Below are 24160 nucleotides of genomic sequence, written 5' to 3' on the forward strand. Positions count from 1 at the left end.
GAGCAAGCGACGCGGGCGACCGCCGGTCGGGCCCGGCAGCCAGCTGCCCACATGTTTTCAACAGCCCGGCCCACAGATTTTGTGAGCAGCGCGAGGCGCCCGCCTGCCGCCGGTAGGGGTGCATTCATTCGTCCAGGAAGCGTGCGGTGCCGTAGGGAGGGCTTCAGCCCACACTGACCACCGCTGGTGGGCTGAAGCGGAACGCCGCCCGGCCACCCTACATGGCCGCCACGGACGGGCATCGATGCGGTTCGCTGAGCTCACCGCATCCTACGGACAGGCTCTGTGCGCCTTGGATGGCGCTCTTTCCATCCACCATTGGCGCTCGCCCTGACCCCGCCTGGTGGGCCGGTGGAGCGCCTGGCTCAGGCGCCGGCCAACAGCACCCGCGCGGCCACCAGGTCTTCCAGGGCATAGCCCACCGACTTGAACAGGGTGATCTCCGTGGCATCGCGTCGGGCGCCGCGTCCGGCGAGCAGGTCGCGCAGCTCGGTGTCGAGGCGGTCGGCGTCGAAGGCGCCGTCGGCCATGGCGAACAGCAGGTCGCCGGCTTCCTCCAGCGCGCCTTCGCGGGTGTCCACCACCACACGGGCGCGGCCCACGGCGGCGGAGTCGGTCTCCCGCATGCTCGGCAGGAAGGCGCCGACCAGGTCGAGGTGGGTGCCGGGGAGCAGCCATTCGCCCCGCACCAGCGGCTCGCGGGAGGTGGTGACGCAGCTGATGCAGTCCGCCGTGGCCACGGCGCTGGCCAGGTCGCCGACCGCCTGCACCGGGTAGCCCTCGTCGCGCAGTGCGGTGGCCAACGCCGCCGCCTTGCCCGCGTCACGGCCCCAGAGTTCGATGCGGCGGTAGCCGCGCACGCAGGCATGGGCCCGCACCATGTGCCGCGCCAGGGTGCCGGTGCCCACCACCAGCAGGCGCTCGGCGTCGGCGCGTACCAGGTGATCGGCCGCCAGGGCCGAGGTGCAGGCGGTGCGCCGGGCGGTGAGTTCGGAGGCTTCGAGCAGGGCCAGGGGCTGCCCGGTGACGTCGTCGAACAGGGCGAACACCGCCGCCACGGCGGGCAGGCCCTGGGCGCCGTTGCCGGGGAACACCGTCACCAGCTTCACGCCGACGCCCTGCCCGGCACGCCACACCGGCATGCACAGCAGCGAGGCGTCCTGCGGCAGGGCGTGGCAGGCGCGCACCGGCGCCTCGGCGGGCTGCGCCAGGCCCTGGCGCAAGGCTTCGATGAGTGCGGGATAGGCCAGGGTCGCCGCGACCTCGGCATTGGTGAAGAAACGGATGCTGGACATGACGCGCTCCTTTGCCGGCACGGCCACCCTGCCGGTGGCCGCGTTCCAGGGGCAGCCGCCCCCGGTGGCCCGGGTGGCGGCGTGGGTGACGGCGGGCTAGTGGCCGCCGAGGTAGGCGTTGCGCACCTCCTGGTTGCCCAGGAGTTCCTCGCCGGTGCCGCTCATGCGGATCTCCCCGGTGACCATCACGTAGGCGCGGTCGGAAAGCTTCAGCGCGTGGTTGGCGTTCTGCTCCACGAGGAAGATGGTCATGCCGCTCTTCGCCAGCTCCCGCAGGGTCTGGAAGATCTGCTTGACCACGATGGGCGCGAGCCCGAGGGAGGGCTCGTCCAGCAGCAGCAGCCTGGGGCGGCTCATCAGCGCACGGGCGATGGCGAGCATCTGCTGCTCGCCGCCGGACATGGTCATGGCCCGCTGGTTGCGCCGCTCCTTGAGCCGGGGGAAGAGGTCGAACATGCGCTGCATGTCCTCGTCGGCGTGGGCGGTGCCGATGGGGATGGTGCCCATCAGCAGGTTCTCCTCCACGCTCATGTCGGGGAACACGCGGCGCCCCTCGGGGGACTGGGCGATGCCGTTGGAGGCCACGTAGTGCGGCGATTTGCGGGTGATGTCGACGCCCTGGTAGAGGATCTGCCCGGCAGCCGCGCGGGGCTGGCCGAAGATCGACATCAGCAGGGTGGACTTGCCGGCCCCGTTGGCGCCGATGAGGCTCACCGTCTCCCCTTCGTTGATGTGCAGGCTGACCTGGCGCAGGGCCTGGATGGGCCCGTAGAAGACATCGACGTCCTTGAATTCGAGCAGGGGGGCACTCATGCGACCTCCTCCTCGTCGGCGCCCAGGTAGGCGGCGATCACCTTCGGGTCGTTGCGGATCGCATCGGGGCCGCCCTGGGCGATCACCACGCCGTGGTCCAGCACCACGATGTGGTCGGAAATGCTCATCACCATGCCCATGTCGTGCTCGATCAACAGTACGGTCAGTTGGTGTTCGTCGCGCAGCGTGCGGATGATCCGGCTGAGCGCCTCGGTTTCCGCCGGGTTGAGACCGGCGGCGGGTTCGTCCAGGCAGATCAGCTGCGGCCGGGTGCACATGGCGCGGGCGATCTCCAGGCGGCGCTGCTGGCCGTAGGAGAGTTCGCCGGCCAGGCGGTTGGCGCAGTCGGTGAGGTCCACCACCTCCAGCCAGTAGAAGGCGTGGTCCAGGGCCTCCTGCTCGGCGCGGCGGAAGCCCGGGGTGTTGAGCACGCCGGCCAGCAGGTTGCGGTTGACCCACATGTGCTGGGCCACCAGCAGGTTCTCCACCACCGACATCTCCCGGAACAGGCGGATGTTCTGGAAGGTGCGCGCGAGCCCGGCGCGGTTCACCAGGTGGGTGCCGCCGAACATCTTGTAGTAGAGGCGGCTGCCGAAGCGCGCCGGGTTGACGAAGTCGGTGGGCTGGAAGGGCTCGCCGAGCACCTGGATGACGTCGGTGGAGGTGCCCCGGGCGTCCAGCAGGATGCTGCCGCCGGTGGCCTTGTAGAAGCCGGTGAGGCAGTTGAACACCGTGGTCTTGCCGGCGCCGTTGGGGCCGATCAGCGCCGAGATGGAATGGCGCTGGATGTCCAGGCTGACGTCGTTGAGGGCCTTGATGCCGCCGAAGTGCATCATCAGGTTGCGCACGCTGAGGATGGTGTCCTGGCTCATGGCGCGACTCCTTTGCGCGGGGCGAAACCGGCACGGCTGATGCGGATCAGCCCGCGCGGCCGCCACATCATCATCACCACCATGAGGATGCCGAACATCAGCACCCGGTAGTCGGCGAAACTGCGCAGCATCTCCGGGGCGATGGTCAGCACGAACGCGGCGATCACCACGCCGACGGTGGAGCCCATGCCGCCGAGCACCACGATGGCGAGGATCAGCGCCGACTCGAAGAAGGTGAAGGACGAGGGGTTCACGAAGCCCTGGTAGCTGGCGAAGAACACCCCGGCCAGGCCCGCGGTGGAGGCGCCGAGCATGAAGGCGGAGAGCTTCACCAGCACGTGGTTGAGGCCCAGGGAGCGGCAGGCGATCTCATCCTCGCGCAGCGCCTCCCAGGCCCGCCCGACGGGCATGCGGGTGAGGCGGTGCTTGATGTAGAGCACCAGCAGCACCACCAGGAACAGCACCACGTAGATGAACAGGAACTTCAGGTTGGGGTTGTAGGCGATGCCGAGGAACTCGTGGATCGGCGTCCCCCCGTCCTTGGCCCGCCGGCCGAACTCCAGGCCGAAGAAGGTCGGCGACGGCACCGACATGCCGTTGGGACCGCCGGTGAAGCTCAGCCAGTTGTTCAGCACCAGGCGGATGATCTCGCCGAAGCCGAGGGTGACGATGGCCAGGTAGTCGCCGTGCATGCGCAACACCGGGAAGCCGAGGATGGCCCCGGCCAGGGCAGCGGCCAGGGCGGCCAGCGGCAGCACGCTCCAGAAGCCCAGCCCCAGGTGCTCGTAGCCCAGCGCCAGGCCGTAGGCGCCGATGGCGTAGAAGGCCACGTAGCCGAGGTCGAGCAGGCCGGCGAGGCCGACCACGATGTTCAGCCCCAGGCCCAGCAGCACGTAGATCAGCCCGAGGATGACCACGGTGAGCAGGTACTTGCTGGCGAAGAAGGGGAAGATCACCGCGGCGACGATCACCAGCGGCAGCACCCAGCGCATCGCGCTGCGGTGGTCCGGCGGCAGCACGTGGACGCCGGAGCCGCCGCGTTCGAAGCGCTCCAGCAGGCCGGAACCGCCGGCGCTCTGCAGGTACAGGCTGAGGAGGAAGCGGCCGACCACCACGGCGCCGACCATCCAGGCGACGCGCTCCGGCTGCAGGTTGAAGCTGTAGCCGTCGAGCACCACCCCGACGATGGGGCCGAACACGATCAGCGCCAGCAGGCCGGCGACGATGGCGTCCACCAGGCTCTTCTTGATATCGATCTTGGAGGCAGAAGACATGCTTACACCTTGGCGACGTGCGGGCGGCCGAGCAGGCCCTGGGGACGGAAGATCAGGATCAGCACCAGCAGGGAGAAGCTGAAGACGTCCTTGTAGTCGGTATTGACCATCCCGGAGAACTGCGCCTCCGCGACCCCGAGGATGATCCCGCCGAGCATCGCGCCGGGCAGCGAGCCGATGCCGCCGAGCACCGCGGCGGTGAACGCCTTGATGCCGATGATGAAGCCGGCATAGAAGTCGAAGGTGCCGTAGTTCATGGTGATCAGCACGCCGGCCAGCGCGGCCATGGCAGCGCCGATGACGAACACGTAGGAGATCACCCGGTCGGTGTTGATGCCGAGGATCGAGGCCATCTTGCGGTCCTGCTGGGTGGCGCGGCACATGCGCCCGAGCTTGGTGCGCTGGATCACGTAGGTGAGCACGCCCATGCCGATGAAGGCGGCCACCAGGATGAACACCTTGGTGTAGGTGAGCTGCACGAAGCCCTCGCCGACGTGGAACTTCAGCGCGCCGTCCAGCAGCGTGGGCACGCCCTGCTGGCGGGCGCCCTGGGCCAGCTGCACGTAGTTCTGCAGGATCAGCGACATGCCGATGGCGGAGATCAGCGGTGCCAGGCGCGTGGAGTTGCGCAGCGGCTTGTAGGCGATGCGCTCGATCACGAAGCCGTAGATGCCGGTCACCGCGATGGTGAACAGCAAGGTACCGAGGATCAGCAGCGGGAAGGATTCGAGCCCGAAGAAGGCCAGCAGCGCGAGGCCGATGGCCGAGAGGTAGGCGGAGATCATGTACACCTCGCCGTGGGCGAAGTTGATCATGCCGATGATGCCGTAAACCATGGTGTAGCCGATGGCGATGAGCCCGTAGACCGACCCGAGGGTCAGGCCGTTGATCAGCTGTTGCAGGAAGATGCCGTCCATTGATCAGTCTCGTCTTCTGGAGGACGGGCCTTGGGTTCGGCCAGCCCCCGCGAGTGAAATCGGACGGGTGCCACTGAATCGCCGTGTTACGTCGGGCAGTCGCCTGCGCGGCACAAGCAGGTGGGATTCGAGCGGGACCCGGAACACACCGGCCGGCCAGGTGCGGGTGGCGCCTGGCGGGCCGGCCGAGCCATTACGCCGGGGATCGGTCGCTCGAAGGCCGGGCGGCGTCGTGGACACCGCCGGGCCGGCGCGCGGCCGTTCCCGGCCGGCGCTTACTGCTGGTGGTACTTCCCTTGGTCATCCCACTCGTAGATCACGTAGTCGGATACCTTCAGGTCGCCCTTGGCATCCCACTCCTTCTTGCCCATCACGGTCTGCACCGGGTGCGACTTCAGCCAGGCGGACGCCTTGGCCGCATCGTTGGCACCGGCCCCGTTGAAGGCCGCGGCCAGGGCCTGCAGGGAGGCGTAGGAGTAGAGGGTGTAGCCTTCCGGCTCGAAGCCGTTGGCGCGGAACTTCTCGATCACGGCGGCACCGTCGGCGATCTTGCGCGGGTCGGCGCCGAAGGTCATCAGCACGCCCTTGACGTACTGCGGGCCGCCGGCGGTGGTGACCAGCTCGTCGGTGACGATGCCGTCGCCGGAGAGGAACTTGGCGGTCAGGCCCTGCTCGCGCATCTGCCGGACCAGCGGGCCGGCCTCGGGGTGCAGGCCGCCGAAGTAGACCACTTCCGCCCCGCTGGCGCGGATCTTGGTGACCAGGGCGTTGAAGTCCTTCTCGCCACGGGTCAGGCCCTCGTACAGCACCTCCTTCACGCCGCGCTTGGCCAGCTGCGCCTTGGTGGCGTCGGCCAGGCCCTGGCCGTAGGTGTCCTTGTCGTGGACGATCGCCACCTTGGTGGCCTTGAGCACGTCGACGATGTAGTCGCCGGCGACGATACCCTGCTGGTCGTCACGGCCGCACATGCGGAACATGCCGGACAGGCCGCGCTCGGTGACCTGCGGGTTGGTGGAGCCGGGGGTGATGGCGATGATGCCCGCCTCGTCGTAGACCTCCGACGCCGGGATGGTGGAGGAGGAGCAGAAGTGCCCGACCACGCCGATGGCCTTGTCCTGGTCCACCAGGCGGTTGGCCACGGCCACGGCCTGCTTCGGTTCGCAGGCGTCGTCCGCCTTGACCAGCTTGATCTTCTCGCCGTTGACCCCACCGGCGGCATTGATGTCCTCGGCGGCCTGGCTCGCGCCACGCCAGTACTGCTCGCCGAAGGAGGCGTTGGCGCCGGTGTGCGGACCGGCCACGCCGATCACCACGTCGGCGAACGCCAGGGAAGACAGACTCATAACACTGGAAACCGCAACAGCCAGAACACCTTTCTTGAAAGACTTGTGAGGCATGGGAGTTGTGCTCCTGAGGGGGGTTATGTGTTGGCAGCGGTTACTTCAGCAAGCGCCGTGCCACTCGTTTTTGCGCGTCCTGAAAAAACGTCGTACAGCCCTCCGAACCGTCTGGAACGGCAATGTGCAACCCGCCTCCGGACAAAGGTGCAACCCGGCAGCACCCCTCCTTCCGGGCACTCGCCAGGCAATAGCAACCCCCGGCGCCGCAAGCGCAACCCCTGGTAACTGCCACTGTCACCGAAGTGCACACGCCTGGTGCGCGGGCGGCGGGCTCGCGCACCAATACAGGCTAGTGCATGACCGCCCGGGCGGCGGTCCGGATTGCCGACAGTGTGATGGACACGGCGTCGCAGGCCGGGCGAAGGCCCGGCTCGGCGTGCCGCTGTCGCGAAGAGGCCGCACCGCGCCCGGCCGGGCGGTCGGGGCGGTGGCCCATCAGATGACCACCCGCAGGCACTGCCCGGCGTGGTAGAGGGAGAAGCCCAGCTCGTACAGGCCGCTGCGCAGGCCCACGGCGGCCACCGGCGTCATCGGCTGGAAGGGCATCGGCAGGGCATCCGGCGAGGCGCCCAGCAGGTAGTCGGCGAAGGCGCGCCCGACCACGGTGCCGGTGGTGACGCCCCGGCCGTTGTAGCCGGTGACCGCCACCAGCCCGGGGGCTGGCTCGAACAGGCGCATCAGGTGGTCCGGGGTGAAGGCGATGCAGCCGGTCCAGGTGTGGGTCCACTCCACCTTGCCCAGGTAGGGGAAGTAGTGGCCCTGGATGCGGTCGGCCCAGGCCTTGAGGAACCACAGCGGCTTCTGCGCGCCATTGCCCAGGCTGCCCAGCAGCAGGCGGCCCTCGGCGTCGCGGCGGATGCTGCTGAGCACCTGGCGGGTGTCCCAGGAGCCCTGCCCGCCCGGCAGGATGCGCGCGGCGGCCTCGCCGGTGAGCGGCGCCGAGGCCACCTGGTAATAGAAGCCGGGGAAGAAGTGGCGGCGCAGCTCGGTCCATTCCCCTTCGGTGTAGGCGTTGGAGGCGATGACCACCTGGGGCGCCATCACGGTGCCGCGCTCGGTGGCGACGCACCAGAGCGAGCCCTGGCGCTCCAGCCGGTTCACCGCGCTGTGGTGGAACAACTGGCCGCCCAGCCCCACCACCGCCCGCGCCAGCCCCCGGGTGTAGCCCATGGGGTTGAGGGTGCCGGCGCGGCGGTCCAGCAGGGCCGCCGCGATGCGGTCGGTGCCGGTGGCATCGCGGCAGGCCTGGCCGGTGAGCAGCTCCACCGGAGCGCCACGCCGCTGCCACTGGGCACAGCGGCTGGCGAGGTCGGCCTGGCCACGGGCGTTGTGGGCCATGTGCAGGGTGCCTTCGCGGCGCAGCTGGCAGTCGATGCCGTAGCGTTCGATCACCTCGAACACCTGGGCCGGGGCGCCGCCAAGGGTGCGGTTGAGGCGCTCGCCGACCGCCTCGCCGAGCCCGGCGACGATGTCGTCCGGCGGAATCCACAGGCCGGCGTTGACCAGCCCGACGTTGCGCCCGGAGCCGCCGTGGCCCGCTTCATGGGCCTCCAGCACGCACACCCGGCGCCCCGCCTCCAGCAGGCGCAGGGCGGCGTTCAGGCCGGTGATGCCGCCACCGATGACGCAGACGTCGGCCCGGACCTCGCCGGACAGCGCGGCGGCCTCGGGCAACGCCGGTGTCACGGACTCCCAGAGACAGGACGAACGCAGGGACATGCACGACTCCTCAGGGCCGGTGTAGCGACCCGCTCAATCGAAGGTGATGCCCTGGGCCAGCGGCAGCTCGTGGGAATAGTTCACGGTGTTGGTCTGCCGGCGCATGTAGGCCTTCCAGGCGTCGGAGCCGGATTCGCGGCCACCGCCGGTTTCCTTCTCGCCGCCGAAGGCGCCGCCGATCTCCGCCCCGCTGGGGCCGATGTTGACGTTGGCGATGCCGCAGTCGCTGCCCACCGCCGACTGGAAGCGTTCCGCCTCGCGCACGTCGGTGGTGAACAGGCAGGACGACAGGCCCTGGGGCACGGCGTTGTTCAGCGCCACCGCCTCGTCGAAGTCGCGGTAGCCGATGACGTAGAGGATCGGCGCGAAGGTCTCGTGGCACACCACCTCGGTCTGTCCCGGCATCTCGACGATGGCCGGCGACACGTAGTAGCCGCCTGGGTAGCGCTCGGCCAGCTGGCGCTCGCCGCCGAACACCGTGCCGCCTTCGGCGCGGGCCTTGTCCAGCGCGGCCTGCATGGCCTCGAAGCTGCCCCGGTCGATCAGCGGGCCGACCAGGTTGCCCTCCAGCGGGTGGCCGATGCGCACGCGGGCATAGGCGACCTTGAGGCGCTCGACGATCTCGGCCTTCACCGACTCGTGGGCGATCAGCCGGCGCAGGGTGGTGCAGCGCTGGCCGGCGGTGCCGACGGCGCTGAAGAGGATGGCCCGCACCGCCAGGTCGAGGTCGGCGCTGGGGGCGAGGATCATCGCGTTGTTGCCGCCCAGTTCGAGGATGCTGCGGCCGAAGCGCGCAGCCACCCGGGGCGCCACTTCGCGGCCCATGCGGGTGCTGCCGGTGGCGCTGACCAGCGCCACGCGACGGTCGTCCACCAGCGCCTCGCCGGCCTCGCGGGCACCCAGCAGGACCTGGCAGAGGTGCGCCGGGGCCTCGGTGAACTCAGCGGCCACGCGCTCGAACAGCGCCTGGCAGGCCAGGGCGGTGAGCGGGGTCTTCTCCGAGGGCTTCCACACCACGCTGTTGCCGCACACCAGCGCCAGCGCGGCGTTCCACGACCACACCGCCACCGGGAAGTTGAAGGCGCTGATCACCCCGACCACACCCAGCGGGTGCCAGGTCTCGCGCATGTGGTGGCCCGGCCGCTCGGAGGCGATGGTCAGGCCGTAGAGCTGGCGCGACAGGCCGACGGCGAAGTCGCAGATGTCGATCATCTCCTGCACCTCGCCCAGGCCTTCCTGGGCGATCTTGCCGGCCTCCCAGGAGACCAGCTCGCCGAGGTCCGCCTTGTGCGCCCGCAGCGCCTCGCCGAAGCGGCGCAGCAGCTCGCCCCGGCGCGGCGCCGGCACCTGGCGCCAGGCCTGGAAGGCGGCATCGGCCCGCTCGATGCAGGCCCGCGCCTCGTCACGGCCCTGCAGCCGCACCTGGCCGATGACACTGCCGTCGATGGGGGTGTGCACGGCGTGATCGCCCTGCTGGTAGAGGCCGGGGGCGACGCCCAGGCGATCGAGCAATGCGGCAACCATGGGAACTCCTGGAAAGCACGGGATGAAAGGTCGGCGCCAGTATTAGCCGCTCCGGGGGCTTGCCAACAAACGACCTTTGCTCCACATATCATTCCGTTTGCTCATGAACCCCAGCCGCCCGGACCCGCCCATGCTCAAGCGCCACATGCCCTCCCTCACCGCCCTGCAATGCTTCGAGGCCGTGGCCCGGCACCTGAGCTTCACCCGCGCTTCGGAAGAACTGGCACTGACCCAGAGCGCCGTGAGCAAGCAGGTGGCGCAGCTGGAGGACATGCTCCAGCACCTGCTGTTCCGCCGCGTGCGCCGGCGCCTGCAGCTGACCCCGGCGGGTGCGCTGTACCTGGCCGAGGTGCGCAAGATCCTCACCCAGGTAGAGATGTCGACCCACTACATGCTGTCCTACGGCGGCGAGACCGAGGTGCTGCGGGTGGCGACGCCGCCCACCTTCGGCGCGCGCTGGCTGATCCCGCGCCTGAAGGGCTGGCGCCTGCGCCACCCAAACATCCACCTGGACGTGCGCAACGAGCTGGAGCCGGATGCGCTGGTGCAGGGCCGCGCCGACGTGGCGCTGTTCTTCGGCCAGGGCGCACTGCCCGGTGCCGAGTGCATCCGCCTGTTCAGCGAGGAGGTGGTGCCGGTGTGCGCCCCCTCCACCCTGCCCGAGGCCCCCTTCACCGACCCCACCCAGCTCACCCGCCTGGTGCTGCTGCAGAACGCCACCCGCCCGGAAGCCTGGCACGAGTGGTTCCAGAGCCAGGGCCGGCACACCGAGCACAGCTACCACGGGCCGCGCTTCGACACCTCCTACATGTGCATCCGCGCCGCCCAGGCCGGCTGCGGCGTGGCCCTGCTGCCGCGCTTCCTGGTGGAAGAGGAACTGGCCGAGGGCAAGCTGGCGATCCCCTGGGACCACGCCATGCCCAGCCGCAACGCCTACTACCTGGCCTACCCCGAGCACACCGCCGAGGTACCCAAGGTGCGCGATTTCGTGCGCTGGATGCGCGAGCAGCTGGAACCGCCCCATCAGGAAAAAACGGAATGAATGCAGCGGTTTTTTTCGTTTGCCGCGCCCCCGCCCGGCTGCTTGGATAACGCCATCGTCCTCGCCGCTGGAAGCCGCCGATGTCCACCGACCGCCTGTTCGACCTGGTTGCCCATGTGATCGGCCCCGACGCCGCCCATTGGGTGCGCACCCACGTGGAAGTGCCCGAGGGCCTGGCCGCCTTCCCCTTCGATGACCGGCAGGTGCACCGCGCCTGGCTGGCCGAGGCGCTCAACCTGTGCCTGTTCCACAAGCTGGTGGAGGCGGTGCCCATCGGCCGCACCTACGTCGAGGAACAGCGCGCCGCCGGGCGCCAGGTGTGCTTCGACCACGGCGCCATCCGCACCGTCGACTGGCCGGACAACGGCGCGCTGCCGCGCGGTCGCCAGGCCTTCAACCGCCTGCTGGAGCCCCTGGGCTTCACTGACGTGCGCACCTACCCGCTGACCCGCCTGAACATGACCGGGCACGCCTACCGCCACCTCGACCTGCCGGAGGACATCGCCCAGTTCTTCGTCTCCGAACTGCACCCGGGACGTTTCAGCGAAGGCTTCCGCGAGGCCGTGAGCCGCGTGGTGGGCCAGAGCCGCGACCCGCTCTCGCCCACGCACCTGGCGGTGCTCGACCAGCTCTGGCGGGAGCGCCAGTGCAGCCCGGCCCAGGCCCGCGAACTGCTCCCGGCGCTCCACGCCGCCTTCGACCGCCAGCACCCGGCCCCGCACGAAGCGGACTACCTGCGCCTGCGGGAGGAAAGCGTGGAGATGGCCTGGATCGCCACCGAGGGCAACATGTTCAACCACCTGACCGACCGCGTCGCCGACCTGGAGGCCCTGGTGGCCGAGCAGAACGCCAAGGGCCGGCCGATGAAGCCGAGCATCGAGGTCTCCGCCTCCGGCCGCGTCCTGCAGACCGCCTACCGCGCCGTGCAGGTCCGGCGCGAACTGCTGGACGCCAGCGGCCGACCGGTGCAGCGGGAGGTGCCGGGGTCCTTCGTGGAGTTCATCCAGCGCCGGGTGGACGACAGCACCGGCCGCCTGGACCTGGCCTTCGACAGCAGCAACGCCCAGGGCATCTTCAAGATGACGGCGGGGCAGGTCGGGGCCTGATACGGGCTTCCCAACCCGGGAGTTCGCGAGCAGAGCGCGCTCCTGCACACAGGCACGTCGCCGGTCGGGGCGCAGGGTGGATGGCGCTCTTTCCATCCACCATTGGCGTTCGCCGTGTCCCCGTGTGGTGGACAAAAAACACCCATGAAAAAGGCCGCTTCGATGAGCGGCCTTCTTGCCTTGCCTGAGTGATCAGTCGACCAGGGCCAGGTTGCCCTTCATCATCGCCACGTGGCCGGGGAACGAGCAGAAGAACTCGTAGCTTTCACCCGCAGCCAGCTTGGACACGTCGAAGGAGACGCTGGTGCTCTCGCCGCCACCGATCAGCTTGGTGTGGGCGATGATGCGGGCGTCGTCGGCCTTCAGGTAGTCCTTGTCGACACCGGCGGCCATGCCTTCGGTGGCAACCGGCTGGGCGTCGGCGGTCTTGGTCAGCACCCAGTTGTGACCCATCACGTTCTTGGGCAGCTTGCCCACGTGTTTGAGGTTCACGGTGAAGCTCTTGCAGCTCTTGCTGACCTTGATTTCCTTGGTGTTGAAGGTCATCTGGTCGGTGGCCTCGACATCCACGGAGCATTCAGCAGCGAGCAGCGGAGCACTGGCCAGGGCCAGCACGGATGCAACGACGAGCTTGCGAATCATGGGTTTCTCCTTGGCAGGTTTGGGCAAAGCGCCCGACACGGAAGACTGCCTGACTCGAGCGCCAGTTCCCATAACCTGCGGCAACGGGCCGCACGATTGGCAACCGCCTATCAGGGCGATGCAAAGCCTTGTCGTGCAGGCCACGGCGGGCGCCCCTAGGCTGTGCACGTCATCCCAACGGAGCCTTGCCATGAACTTCCTGCAGAGCCTGCTCGCCGCCTACGCTGCCGGCGCCAGCGGCACCTGCGCCGACTGAACCCGGCGCGTCCCTACCGTTCGGAAGCTGCGCCCATGCGCCGCTTCCGGGACGGGTGCGAAGTCGGTAATCTTGCGCGCTTTTTTCGCCAGGAACCGATCATGACCTTGCGCTCCGTCTGCGTATTCTGCGGCGCCAGCCCCGGCGCCAACCCCATCTACCAACGCGCGGCCAGCGACCTGGGCCGTACCCTCGCCGAGCGCGGCATCACCCTGGTGTACGGCGGTGGCGCCGTGGGCCTGATGGGCACCGTGGCCGATGCAGCCCTGGCTGCTGGCGGCGAGGTGATCGGCATCATCCCGCGCAGCCTGGAAGAGGCGGAGATCGGCCACAAGGGCCTGAGCCGCCTGGAAGTTGTCGACGGCATGCACGCGCGCAAGGCCCGCATGGCCGAACTGGCCGACGCCTTCATCGCCCTGCCCGGCGGCCTGGGCACCCTGGAGGAACTGTTCGAGGTGTGGACCTGGGGCCAGCTCGGCTACCACAGCAAGCCCCTGGGCCTGCTGGAGGTGAACAGCTTCTACGGCAAGCTCACCGAGTTCCTCGACCACCTGGTGGAAGAGCGCTTCGTGCGTGACCAGCACCGCGGCATGCTGCAGGTCGGCGGCACCCCCGACCAGTTGCTCGGCCGCCTGGAAGCCTGGCAGCCCACCGTCGCGCCCAAGTGGGTGGACCGCAAGCCGCACTGACCGCTGGACAGCCCGAGGGGCGCTGCAGCACCCTGGCGCCCGGGCCGATCCGGCCCGCGCAGGGAGTGCCCCATGGCCGATGACCAGGACCGCATCAAGGTCTACTACAACAGCGCCTGCCCGGTGTGCCGGGCGGGCATCGAAGGGCAGAAGGACAAGACCACCGCCTGCCAGGTGCAATGGGCCGACATCCACCAGGACAACGACGCCGTCGCGGAGATCGGCGAATCGCTGGAATACGTGCGCGAACGCCTGCACGTGGTGGATGAGCAGGGCGTGAAGCGCATGGGCGTGGACGCCTTCATCGTGCTCTGGCGCCACTCGCCGAAGGAGCGCTGGAAGGCCCGCCTGTTGTCACTGCCTCTTGTCCATTCGCTGGCGCAGCTGGGCTACAAGGCCTTCGCCCGCCTGCTCTACCACTGGAACCGACGCAAAGGACACTGGTAACCCATGGACCTGGAAACCCTTTCCCCCCTCACCGACGCCGACCGCCAGCGCCTGGCAGCCATCTGGGAAGCCGCCGTGCGCGCCACCCATCACTTCCTTGGCGAAGACGACATCGACTTCTTCCGCCCCCTGGTGCGCGACACCTACCTGGATTGCGTACGGCTCACCGCCGCACGGGATGCGGCCAGCCAGTTGCACGGCTTCGTCGGCACCGCCGAGGGCAAGGTGGAGATGCTCTTCGTCGACCCGGCCTGCCACGGCCAGGGCCTGGGGCGCCGCCTGATGCAGCACGCCATCGACGTGGACGGCGCCCGCGCGGTGGATGTGAACGAACAGAACCCGCAGGCCGTGGGCTTCTACCACCACCTGGGCTTCGAGCTGGAGCAGCGCTCCGAGCTGGACGGCTCCGGTCGCCCCTTCCCCATCCTGCACCTGCGTCTGCCCGCCTGAACCGCCGGGCGGCAGGCTCCTGAAAGAACTGGTTACACATTGTTTTTAGCACTATAGTGCCAATTCAATAAAAACAATGACGGAGCCTGCCATGCGTATCGCCCCTCTCTCCCTTCTTGCGCTGTCACTCGTCCTGGCCGCCTGCGGCGAGCAGGACAAGGCACCCACCACCCACGCGGACTTCCAGAAGGACCTGCAGGCCAGGCTGATCAAGGCCAAGCCGGGCACCGTCATCGAGATTCCCGCCGGCACCTACCAGCTCGACCGCAGCCTCAGCCTCAAGGTCAGCGGCGTGACCCTCAAGGGCGCCGGGATGGACAAGACCATCCTCAACTTCAAGGGCCAGAAGGCCGGCGCCGAAGGGCTGCTGGTGGATGCCTCGGACTTCACCATCGAGGACCTGGCCCTGGAGGACACCAAGGGCGATGCGCTCAAGGTGGTGGGCGGCAAGAACATCGTCATCCGCAACGTGCGCACCGAATGGACCAACGGCCCGGCCACCGAGAACGGCGCCTACGGCATCTACCCGGTGCAGACCGAGAACACCCTGATCGAAGGCGCGGTGGCCATCGGCGCCTCCGACGCCGGCATCTACGTCGGCCAGTCGCGCAACGTGGTGGTGCGCAACAGCCGGGCCGAGCGCAACGTCGCCGGCATCGAGATCGAGAACACCATCGGCGCCGACGTCTACGACAACGTCGCCACCGGCAACACCGGCGGCATCCTCGTGTTCAACATGCCCAACCTGCAGCAGCCGGGGCACGGCACCCGGGTCTACCGCAACCAGGTCAAGGACAACGACCACGACAACTTCGGCCACAAGGGCACCCCGGTGGCCAGCGTGCCGGCGGGCTCCGGCGTGGTGATCAACTCCAACGACGACGTGGAGATCTTCGACAACGATATCGGCGGCCACCGTACCGCCAACGTCATCGTCAGCAGCTACTTCAGCACCGGCTACACCAACCTCTCCACCTCGGAGAGCTTCGACCCCTACCCCGAGCGCATCTACATCCACGGCAACCGCTTCGGACCGGGCGGCGACAGCCCCGACAACCTCGAACTCAAGGCCCTCAAGCTGGCCAAGTTCGGCCTCAACGGCCGCCTGCCGGACATCCTCTGGGACGGCTACGTGAACCCCGCCAAGCGGGTGGACGGCAAGCTGCCGGCGGAGCTGGGCATCTGCGTCGACAACGGCGAGGCCACGCTGATCAACGTCGACGGCCCCAACGGCTACAAGAACATCAGCACCGACATGAGCGCCCACCGCTGCACGCTGCCGCGCCTGCCGGAAATCGTCCTCGGCACCCCGGCCAAGGCGCCTGGCGCATGAAGGGGCGCGCGCTCCTGCTGGCGCTGCTGCTGCTCGCCGGTTGCGGCCGGGAGCAGGCGCCGCGCTTCATGCCCGAAGGCGATGCCTACCCGGAGACGCTCAGCCAGTGGGGCATGCTGCACCTGCGCGACGGGCACCTCACGCCCGCCGCCGAGGTGCTGCCCTACGACCTGAACACCCCGCTGTTCACCGACTACGCGCACAAGCTGCGCACCGTCTGGATGCCGGAGGGCCAGGCCGCGCAGTACGGCGAAGACCACTTCGACTACCCGGTGGGCACGGTGCTAACCAAGACCTTCTACTACCCGAAGGACGCCCAGGGTCGCCTGCTGAAGAACACCCGCGACGAACGCGACCCGACCAAGGGCCTGCCCCTGGACCAGGTGCGGCTGGTGGAGACGCGCATCCTGCTGCGCCAGAAGGACGGCTGGGTGGCCCTGCCCTACGTGTGGGACGAAGCCCAGCGCGAAGCCACCCTGGAATGGGCCGGCGCCAGCCTGGACCTGACCCTGCAGGACGACGCCGGGCAGCCCCTGGCGGTGGACTACCAGGTGCCCGACGCCAACCAGTGCGCCGGCTGCCACGAAGAGCACCACGGCGAGGGCGTACGCCCGCTCGGGCCCAAGGTTCGCCACCTGAACCGCGAGCTGGTGTACGCCGACGGCAACGCCAACCAGCTGGAGCGCTGGCAGGCCCGGGGCTTTCTCGCCGGTGTACCGGGGCCGGTCGCCGACCTGCCGCGCAACGCGCTGTTCGGCCACCCGCGCCCCGACGAGCCCCTGGAGCGGCAGGCCCGCAGCTACCTGGACGCCAACTGCGGCCACTGCCACAACCCCAAGGGGCCGGCACGCACCTCCGGGTTGTTCCTCGATGCGGCGGCTGCGATGGGCATCAACTACGGCCTGTGCAAGCAGCCGGTGGCGGCGGGCAAGGGCTCCGGCGACCGCCTGGTGGACATCCACCCCGGCCAGCCCGACGCCTCGGTGCTCACCTACCGCGTAGAAAGCACCGACCCCAGCGTGATGATGCCGGAGCTGGGCCGCTCCACCACCCACCGCGAGGGCCTGGACATCCTCCAGCGCTGGATCGCCAGCCTGCCGGGCAACTGCCAGGGCTAGGCCCCCACCGCAACGTCGATGGACGAGAGAGCAACGTCTGCCCTACCGGCTGGCTCGGCTCTCCCGGGCTGAAGCCCGGGCTACCTACGCCGCGCGCTGTGGGGGCAGGCTCATCGGCGATGGGTGGGCCGCGCTTCACCGGTCCACCAGCGGAGCACCCGCCGCACCGTCGGCGGACGTAGAGAGCGACGTCCGGCCTACCGACTGGCTCGGGCCTCCCGGGCTGAAGCCCGGGCTACCTATGCTGCGCCCTGTGGGAGCGGATTTATCCGCGATGGGGCGGGCACGGCTGCCTCCGCCTGCGCGCCGGTCATCTTCCCTGTCTAAGCTCACCCGCGGACCCGACCCGAGTGCGGCACGAACCATTTTCGTGCAGGCCGCTCGAAACGGTGCGGTTGCGGCCCCAATGCGGTGCCGCAAGCGCCGTCGACCACCCCAAAACAGGACCCTGGCCGCTGGCATGAGACTTGCGCAGCAGGCTCATCGCCCAGGCTCGCAGGAGGCACGCCGTGTCGATCCACGTCGCTCTGCATCACGTCACCCACTACCGCTACGACCGGGCCATTGCCCTCGGCCCGCAGGTGATCCGCCTGCGCCCGGCGCCCCACAGCCGCACCCGCATCCTCGGCTACAGCCTGAAGGTGCTGCCCGAGCAGCACTTCATCAACTGGCAGCAGGACCCCCAGGGCAACTACCTGGCGCGCCTGGTGTTCCCGGAGAAGACCGGCGAACTCAAGGTCGAGGTGGACCTGGTGGCCGAGATGGCGGTGTTCAACCCCTTCGACTTCTTCCTCGAGCCCTACGCCGAGCTGGCGCCCTTCGACTACACCGCCGACGAGGCCCGCGAACTGGCGCCCTACCTGATCCGCCTGCCGGCCACACCGCTGTTCGCCGACTACCTGGCCGGCGTGGACCGCACGCCCCGGGGCACGGTGGATTTCCTGGTGGAGCTGAACCAGCGCCTGGCCAACGACATCCGCTACCTGATCCGCCTGGAGCCGGGGGTGCAGAGCCCGGAGGAGAGCCTGGAGAAGGGCTCCGGCTCCTGCCGCGACTCCGCCTGGCTGCTGGTGCAGTTGCTGCGCCACCTGGGCCTGGCGGCGCGCTTCGTCTCCGGCTACCTGATCCAGCTCACCGCCGACCAGAAGGCCCTCGACGGCCCCAGCGGCACCGAGGTGGACTTCACCGACCTGCACGCCTGGTGCGAGGTGTACCTGCCCGGCGCCGGCTGGATCGGCCTGGACCCCACCTCCGGGCTGTTCGCCGGTGAAGGCCACATCCCGCTCGCCTGCAGCCCCGAGCCCTCCTCCGCCGCGCCCATCAGCGGGATGCTGGAGGAATGCGAGTGCGAGTTCAGCCACAGCATGCGCGTGGAGCGGGTCTGGGAAGCGCCCCGGGTCACCCGCCCCTACAGCGACGCGCAATGGCAGGCCATCCAGGACCTCGGCCGGCGCATCGACCGCGACCTGCAGGCCCGCGACGTGCGCCTGACCATGGGCGGCGAGCCGACCTTCGTCGCCATCGACTACCCCGACGACCCGGAGTGGAACACCGCCGCCCTCGGCCCCAACAAGCGGCGCCTGGCCGCCGAGCTGTTCCACCGCCTGCGCGACCACTACGCACCCCAGGGCCTGGTGCACTTCGGCCAGGGCAAGTGGTACCCCGGCGAGCAATTGCCGCGCTGGTCGCTGAACTGCTTCTGGCGCAAGGACGGCGAGCCGGTCTGGCAGGACCGCGCCCTGCTGGCCGACGAACGCCGCGACTACGGTGCCGACGCCGAGCTGGCGGCGCGCTTCCTGGCCGGCGTGGCGCAGCAGCTGGGCCTGCCGGACTCGGCGCTGTTCCCGGCCTATGAGGACGCCCTCTACTACCTGTGGCGCGAGCGCCGCCTGCCGATCAACGTCACCCCGGACGACCCGCGCCTGGCCGACCCGCTGGAGCGTGAACGCCTGCGCCGGGTGTTCGAGCGCGGCCTGGGCAGCGTGGTCGGGCAGGTGCTGCCACTGGCGCGCAGCCCAGCCGGCGACGCTTGGCAGACCGGCCCCTGGTTCCTGCGGGACGAACACTGCCGGCTGATCCCCGGCGACTCGCCGCTGGGCTATCGCCTGCCGCTGGACTCGCAACCCTGGGTCAGCGAGGCGGACTACCCCTACGTGCAGGCCGCCGACCCCAGCCAGGCCTTCCCCCCGCTGCGCCGAGCCGCCGAGCTGCGCACCCAGCCGCGCCATGGAGCCGCCACGCCGGCACAGCAGCCGCCCGGCCCGCACCAGTCCGCCGGCGGCATCACCCGCACCGCGCTCTGCGCCGAGCCCCGCGAGGGCCGGCTGTACCTGTTCATGCCACCGCTGGGGGAGCTGGAGGCCTACCTGGAACTGGTGGCGGCCATCGAGGCCACCGCCGGGGCCCTGGCCTGCCCGGTGCTGCTGGAGGGCTACGAGCCGCCGCGCGACCCGCGCCTGGAATGCTTCCGCGTCACCCCGGATCCGGGCGTGATCGAGGTGAACATCCACCCGGCCAGCAACTGGGACGAGCTGGAGGAGCGCACCGAGTTCCTCTACGAGGCAGCCCGGCAGACGCGGCTGGCCAGCGAGAAGTTCATGGTCGACGGCCGCCACGTCGGCACCGGCGGCGGCAACCATTTCGTCCTCGGCGGCGCCACCCCGGCGGACTCGCCCTTCCTGCGCCGCCCGGACCTGCTGCGCAGCCTGGTGAGCTACTGGCACAACCACCCGTCGCTGTCGTACCTGTTCTCCGGCCTGTTCATCGGCCCCACCTCCCAGGCACCCCGGGTGGACGAGGCGCGCAACGATGCGCTCTACGAGCTGGAAGTGGCCTTCTCGCAGATGCCCGCACCCGGCAGCGACTGCCCGCCCTGGCGGGTGGACCGGCTGCTGCGCAACCTGCTGGTGGACGTGACCGGCAACACCCACCGCGCCGAGTTCTGCATCGACAAGCTCTATTCACCCGACAGCGCCAGCGGCCGCCTGGGCCTGCTGGAGCTGCGCGCCTTCGAGATGCCGCCCCACGCACGCATGAGCCTGGCCCAGCAGCTGCTGCTGCGCGGGCTGGTGGCACGCTTCTGGGAGGCGCCCTACGCGCCGCCGAAGCTGGCCCGCTGGGGCACCGACCTGCATGACCGCTTCATGCTGCCGCACGTCGTCCGCCAGGACTTCGAGGACGTGGTGCAGGAGCTGAACGAGGCCGGCTACCCGGTGCGCAGCGACTGGTTCGACCCGCACTTCGAGTTCCGCTTCCCGCGGTACGGCGACTTCGCCGTGAAGGGCATCGAGCTGGAGCTGCGCCAGGCCCTGGAGCCCTGGCACGTGCTCGGCGAGGAAGGCACCATCGGCGGCACCGTGCGCTACGTCGACTCCTCCCTGGAGCGGGTGCAGGTGCGCCTCGGCGGCCTGGCCCCGGACCGCTACGTGCTGACCTGCAACGGCGAACCGGTGCCGCTGCAGAACACCGGCCGGGTCGGCGAGTACATCGGCGCCGTGCGCTACCGCGCCTGGCAGCCGGCCGCGTGCCTGCAGCCCACCATCGGCGTGCACGCGCCCTTGGTGTTCGACTTGGTGGACACCTGGATGCAGCGCTCCCTGGGCGGCTGCCAGTACCATGTGGCCCACCCGGGCGGGCGCAACTACGAGCGCGTGCCGGTCAACGCCTACGAGGCGGAAAGCCGGCGCCTGGCGCGGTTCTTCCGCCACGGGCACACCCCCGGCACGCTGGAGGTCACCGCCCCGGCGAGGAGCGACGAACTGCCCATGACCCTGGACCTGCGCCGCCGCTGATCCGGGCCACCCTGAACCGAGTCCCCGATGCCTGACCTGCTCGCCCACTACCCCTACAGCCCCACCGCCTACCACGAGCTGCTGGAGGCGGAGGGCCGTGTGCGTCCCCACTGGCAGCGCCTGCACCAGCAACTGGCGCGCAGCGGCGCGGCCCAGCTGCGCCAGCGCCAGGAGCTGCTGGTGCGGCAGATCCAGGAGAACGGCGTCACCTACAACGTCTACGCCGACCCCAAGGGCACCGACCGCCCCTGGGAGCTGGACCTGCTGCCGAACCTGCTCAGCGCGGCGGAATGGGCGCCCATCGCCGCCGGCGTGGCCCAGCGCGCACGCCTGCTGGACGCGGTGCTGGCCGACCTCTACGGCGAGCAGCGCCTGGTGGGCGAGGGTCTGCTGCCCAGCGAGCTGGTGTTCGGTCACACCAGCTTCCTCTGGCCCTGCCAGGGCATCCGCCCGGCGGGCGGGCGCTTCCTGCACAGCTACGCGGTGGACCTGGCGCGCGATGCCGACGGCCAGTGGCACGTGCTGGCCGACCGCACCCAGGCCCCCTCCGGCGCGGGCTATGCGCTGGAGAACCGGCAGATCGTCTCCCGCGCCCTGCCGGAGCTGTACCGCGACCTGCGGGTGCAGTACCTGGCCGGCTACTTCCGCGCCCTGCAGGACACCCTGCTGCGCCAGGCCCCCAGCGATGGCGAGACGCCGCTGGTGGTGCTGCTGACCCCCGGACGCTTCAACGAGACCTACTTCGAGCACCTGTACCTGGCCCGCCAGCTGGGCTTCCCCCTGGTGGAAGGCAGCGACCTGACTGTGCGCGACGCCACCCTCTACCTGAAGACCTTGGGCGGCCTGAAGCGCGTGCACGCCGTACTGCGCCGCCTGGACGACGACTTCTGCGACCCGCTGGAACTGCGCACCGACTCGGCCCTGGGCGTGCCCGGCCTGCTGGAGGCGGTGCGCCAGGGCCGGGTGCTGGTGGCCAATGCCCTGGGCAGCGGCGTGCTGGAATCACCGGGGCTGCTGGGCTTCCTCCCGGGGGTGAACCGCCGCCTGTTCGGCGAGGAGCTGCTGCTGCCCACCGTGGGCACCCGCTGGTGCGGCGAGCCGGGCGCGCTGGGGGACATCCTCACCGGGCTGGAGGGGCTGGTGATCAAGCCGGCCTTCCCTTCCCAGAGTTTCGAACCGGTCTTCGGCCACACCCTCTCGGCCCCCGAGCGCGAAGCCCTGCACCAGCGCCTGCGGACACGCCCCCACGCCTACGTGGCGCAGCACCAGGCGCAGCTGTCGCTGGCCCCGGTGTGGCAGCCGGACCACGGCGGCACCCTGCAGGCCCGCGCCATCGGCATGCGGGTGTTCGCGGTGGCCACGGCCGACGGCGGCTACTGGGTGATGCCCGGCGGGCTGACGCGGGTGGCCTCGGAGGCGGATGCCGAGGTGGTGTCCATGCAGCGCGGCGGCGCCAGCAAGGACACCTGGGTGCTGGCCGACCGCCCGGTGACCGGGGAACCGCTGCGCCCGCGCGAACTGGGGGTGCGCGACCTGGTGCGCCAGGACCCGTACCTGCCCTCGCGGCTGGTGGAGAACCTGTTCTGGTTCGGCCGCTACGCCGAGCGCTGCGACGACTCGGCGCGCTTGCTGCGGGTGGTGCTGACCCGCTACGTGGACGCCGACGGCGACGAGCAGGCGCTGCACAGCGCATTGCACCTGGCCGGCCAGCTGGGGCAGTTGCCGGCCGGCGACGCGCCCCTGGAGCGGCGCCTGCTGGACGCTTTGCTGAGCGAGGACTGGCCCTTCAGCCTGCGCGCCAACCTGCGCCGGCTGCACTGGTCCGCCGCACAGGTGCGCGGGCGCCTGTCGCGGGAGAACTGGCACGCGCTGCTGGAGCTGCAACGCGAGGTGAATGCCCTCGACCCGCGCCAGGTGGACCTGGGCGATGCCCTGGACTTCCTCGGGCGGCTGCTGATGTCGATGGCGGCGCTGTCGGGCTTCGCCCTGGACGACATGACCCGCGACGACGGCTGGCGCTTCCTGATGATCGGCCGGCGCATCGAGCGGGTGCAGTTCTTCGCCGAGGCCATCGCCGGCGTCCTGCGCGGTGGCGCGGCCTGGGAGGCCGGCACCCTGGACTGGCTGCTGGAGCTGGGCAACAGCACCATCACCTACCGCTCGCGCTACCTGGCCTCGCCGCAGCTGATCCCGGTGCTGGACCTGCTGCTGCTGCACGAACAGAACCCCCACGCCCTGCGCTTCCAGCTGCAGGCGCTGGAACGCTCGCTGGCGCGCGTGCACGAGACCTTCGGGGCGCCCCAGGAGCTGGTGCTCAGCGGGCTGATCGGGCGCCTGCTGGCCTTCGACCTGGGCAGCCTGGAGAACCCGCTGTTCGGCGCCGACAGCGTCGACGAGGTGCTGGAAGGGCTGGCCGGCCTGCTGCAGGAGATCGCCACCCTCGCCGGCCAGCTCTCCGACCGCCTCGGGCTGCGCTATTTTGCCCATGTCGATGACGTCAGCCAGCAAACGGTGTCCACCTGATGCACGCCCCCGCCCTCTCCATCGCGCCCCAGGGCGCGCGCTACCAGGTGTTCCACGACACCCTCTACCGCTATGCCTCGCCGGTGTCGCTGTCGCAGCAGCAGGTGCACCTGTGGCCCCGGGAATGCCCCTGGCAGCGCTGCCATGGCCAGTCCCTGGAGATCCACCCCGCACCCTCGACCCGCAGCGACGGGCTGGACGTGTTCGGCAACCCGCTGACCCGGCTGGCCTTCGAGCGCCCCCACGACGAACTGCAGGTCAACGCGCGGCTGCTGGTGGAGGTGCTGCCCCGCGGCCCCTTCGACCTCGACGCCTCGCCAGCCTGGGAACAGGTGCTGGCCGGCCTGGCCTACACCGGGCGGCCGCTGCCGGCGGACACACTGGAGGCCTGCCGCTTCCGCAGCGAGTCGCCCTACGTGCGCCTGAAGCGCCAGTTCGCCGACTACGCCGAGGACTGCTTCCCCCTCGGCCGACCGCTGCTGCGGGGCGTGGCGGCACTGATGGAGAAGATCTTCCGCGAGTTCGACTTCGACGCCGACGCGACCCAGGTGGCGACGCCCCTGGTGGAAGTGCTGGAGCGCCGCCGTGGCGTGTGTCAGGACTTCGCCCACCTGATGCTGGCCTGCCTGCGCTCGCGGGGCCTGGCCGCACGCTACGTCAGCGGCTACCTGCTGACCCAGCCCCCACCGGGGCAACCCCGGCTGATCGGCGCCGACGCCTCCCACGCCTGGGTGTCGGTGTACTGCCCCCGGCACGGCTGGGTGGACTTCGACCCGACCAACAACATGCTGCCGGACCTGGAGCACATCACCCTCGGCTGGGGCCGGGACTTCTCGGACGTCTCCCCACTGCGGGGGGTGATCCTCGGGGGCGGCAGCCATGACCCGGAGGTGCGGGTGACGGTGATGCCGTTGTGGGAGATGGCGGTCTAGTCTCTACGCCCGGCAGC

At 69.9% G+C, this 24160-nt stretch carries 19 protein-coding genes; 10 read left to right on the forward strand and 9 right to left on the reverse strand.

Annotated elements, in window-relative coordinates:
* Nucleotides 1–365: 365 nt before the first annotated feature.
* The 8 genes from lhpI to amaB form a co-directional block, all read right to left on the reverse strand.
* On the reverse strand, nucleotides 366–1295 hold the full coding sequence (gene lhpI / locus BM198_RS13225) for a bifunctional Delta(1)-pyrroline-2-carboxylate/Delta(1)-piperideine-2-carboxylate reductase (RefSeq protein WP_074970491.1): 930 nt from the start codon (nucleotides 1293–1295) through the stop codon (nucleotides 366–368).
* A gap of 96 nt (nucleotides 1296–1391) precedes the next feature.
* On the reverse strand, nucleotides 1392–2108 hold the full coding sequence (locus BM198_RS13230) for an ABC transporter ATP-binding protein (RefSeq protein ID WP_074970493.1): 717 nt from the start codon (nucleotides 2106–2108) through the stop codon (nucleotides 1392–1394).
* The gene (locus tag BM198_RS13235; RefSeq protein WP_074970495.1) at nucleotides 2105–2980 is read right to left on the reverse strand and encodes an ATP-binding cassette domain-containing protein; all 876 of its coding nucleotides are present in this window, start codon (nucleotides 2978–2980) and stop codon (nucleotides 2105–2107) included. The genes BM198_RS13230 and BM198_RS13235 overlap by 4 nt, the downstream gene beginning before the upstream one ends.
* Complete coding sequence (livM, locus tag BM198_RS13240; RefSeq protein ID WP_044401258.1) at nucleotides 2977–4254, reverse strand: high-affinity branched-chain amino acid ABC transporter permease LivM; 1278 nt, start codon at nucleotides 4252–4254, stop codon at nucleotides 2977–2979. The genes BM198_RS13235 and livM overlap by 4 nt, the downstream gene beginning before the upstream one ends.
* 2 nt (nucleotides 4255–4256) lie before the next feature.
* Nucleotides 4257–5171, reverse strand: coding sequence for an ABC transporter permease subunit (locus BM198_RS13245; RefSeq protein ID WP_044401255.1), 915 nt, complete (start codon nucleotides 5169–5171; stop codon nucleotides 4257–4259).
* A gap of 275 nt (nucleotides 5172–5446) precedes the next feature.
* Nucleotides 5447–6568, reverse strand: a complete 1122-nt coding sequence (locus BM198_RS13250; protein WP_044401252.1) for a branched-chain amino acid ABC transporter substrate-binding protein — start codon at nucleotides 6566–6568, stop codon at nucleotides 5447–5449.
* Between the two features lie 438 nt (nucleotides 6569–7006).
* A complete protein-coding gene (gene amaA, locus BM198_RS13255) occupies nucleotides 7007–8290 on the reverse strand; it encodes an L-pipecolate oxidase (RefSeq protein WP_074970498.1) in 1284 nt (427 codons plus the stop codon).
* Between the two features lie 33 nt (nucleotides 8291–8323).
* A complete protein-coding gene (gene amaB / locus BM198_RS13260) occupies nucleotides 8324–9814 on the reverse strand; it encodes an L-piperidine-6-carboxylate dehydrogenase (protein WP_074970500.1) in 1491 nt (496 codons plus the stop codon).
* A gap of 130 nt (nucleotides 9815–9944) precedes the next feature.
* Between amaB and BM198_RS13265 the strand changes: the two genes are divergently transcribed.
* Together BM198_RS13265 and BM198_RS13270 are read left to right on the forward strand one after the other, a co-directional pair.
* Complete coding sequence (locus BM198_RS13265) at nucleotides 9945–10856, forward strand: LysR substrate-binding domain-containing protein (protein ID WP_044401243.1); 912 nt, start codon at nucleotides 9945–9947, stop codon at nucleotides 10854–10856.
* Nucleotides 10857–10936: 80 nt separating this feature from the next.
* A complete protein-coding gene (locus tag BM198_RS13270; protein ID WP_074970502.1) occupies nucleotides 10937–11962 on the forward strand; it encodes a DUF1338 domain-containing protein in 1026 nt (341 codons plus the stop codon).
* A gap of 192 nt (nucleotides 11963–12154) precedes the next feature.
* Here BM198_RS13270 and azu read toward each other — a convergent pair whose 3' ends face one another.
* Nucleotides 12155–12604 carry an azurin gene (gene azu, locus BM198_RS13275; protein ID WP_074970504.1) on the reverse strand — a complete coding sequence of 150 codons (450 nt, stop codon included), beginning with the start codon at nucleotides 12602–12604 and terminating at the stop codon, nucleotides 12155–12157.
* Nucleotides 12605–12961: 357 nt separating this feature from the next.
* Between azu and BM198_RS13280 the strand changes: the two genes are divergently transcribed.
* From BM198_RS13280 to BM198_RS13315, 8 genes are all read left to right on the forward strand, one after another.
* On the forward strand, nucleotides 12962–13549 hold the full coding sequence (locus BM198_RS13280; RefSeq protein WP_044401235.1) for an LOG family protein: 588 nt from the start codon (nucleotides 12962–12964) through the stop codon (nucleotides 13547–13549).
* 72 nt (nucleotides 13550–13621) lie between these two features.
* Nucleotides 13622–13996, forward strand: coding sequence for a thiol-disulfide oxidoreductase DCC family protein (locus BM198_RS13285; RefSeq protein ID WP_074970506.1), 375 nt, complete (start codon nucleotides 13622–13624; stop codon nucleotides 13994–13996).
* Between the two features lie 3 nt (nucleotides 13997–13999).
* Nucleotides 14000–14446: a GNAT family N-acetyltransferase gene (locus BM198_RS13290; protein ID WP_074970508.1), complete on the forward strand. Its 447-nt coding sequence runs from the start codon at nucleotides 14000–14002 to the stop codon at nucleotides 14444–14446.
* 91 nt (nucleotides 14447–14537) lie between these two features.
* A complete protein-coding gene (locus BM198_RS13295) occupies nucleotides 14538–15779 on the forward strand; it encodes a parallel beta-helix domain-containing protein (RefSeq protein WP_074970510.1) in 1242 nt (413 codons plus the stop codon).
* Nucleotides 15776–16897 (forward strand): SO2930 family diheme c-type cytochrome, encoded by a 1122-nt coding sequence (locus tag BM198_RS13300; protein ID WP_074970512.1) that lies wholly within the window; start codon nucleotides 15776–15778, stop codon nucleotides 16895–16897. Before BM198_RS13295 ends, BM198_RS13300 begins: the two co-directional genes overlap by 4 nt.
* Before the next feature lie 509 nt (nucleotides 16898–17406).
* The gene (locus tag BM198_RS13305) at nucleotides 17407–20688 is read left to right on the forward strand and encodes a transglutaminase family protein (protein WP_074970514.1); all 3282 of its coding nucleotides are present in this window, start codon (nucleotides 17407–17409) and stop codon (nucleotides 20686–20688) included.
* A gap of 27 nt (nucleotides 20689–20715) precedes the next feature.
* Nucleotides 20716–23211 (forward strand): circularly permuted type 2 ATP-grasp protein, encoded by a 2496-nt coding sequence (locus BM198_RS13310; protein ID WP_074970516.1) that lies wholly within the window; start codon nucleotides 20716–20718, stop codon nucleotides 23209–23211.
* Nucleotides 23211–24143 carry a transglutaminase family protein gene (locus tag BM198_RS13315; RefSeq protein ID WP_074970518.1) on the forward strand — a complete coding sequence of 311 codons (933 nt, stop codon included), beginning with the start codon at nucleotides 23211–23213 and terminating at the stop codon, nucleotides 24141–24143. Before BM198_RS13310 ends, BM198_RS13315 begins: the two co-directional genes overlap by 1 nt.
* The last annotated feature ends 17 nt before the right edge of the window (nucleotides 24144–24160 follow it).

Source organism: Metapseudomonas otitidis, assembly GCF_900111835.1.
Classification (GTDB): domain Bacteria; phylum Pseudomonadota; class Gammaproteobacteria; order Pseudomonadales; family Pseudomonadaceae; genus Metapseudomonas; species Metapseudomonas otitidis.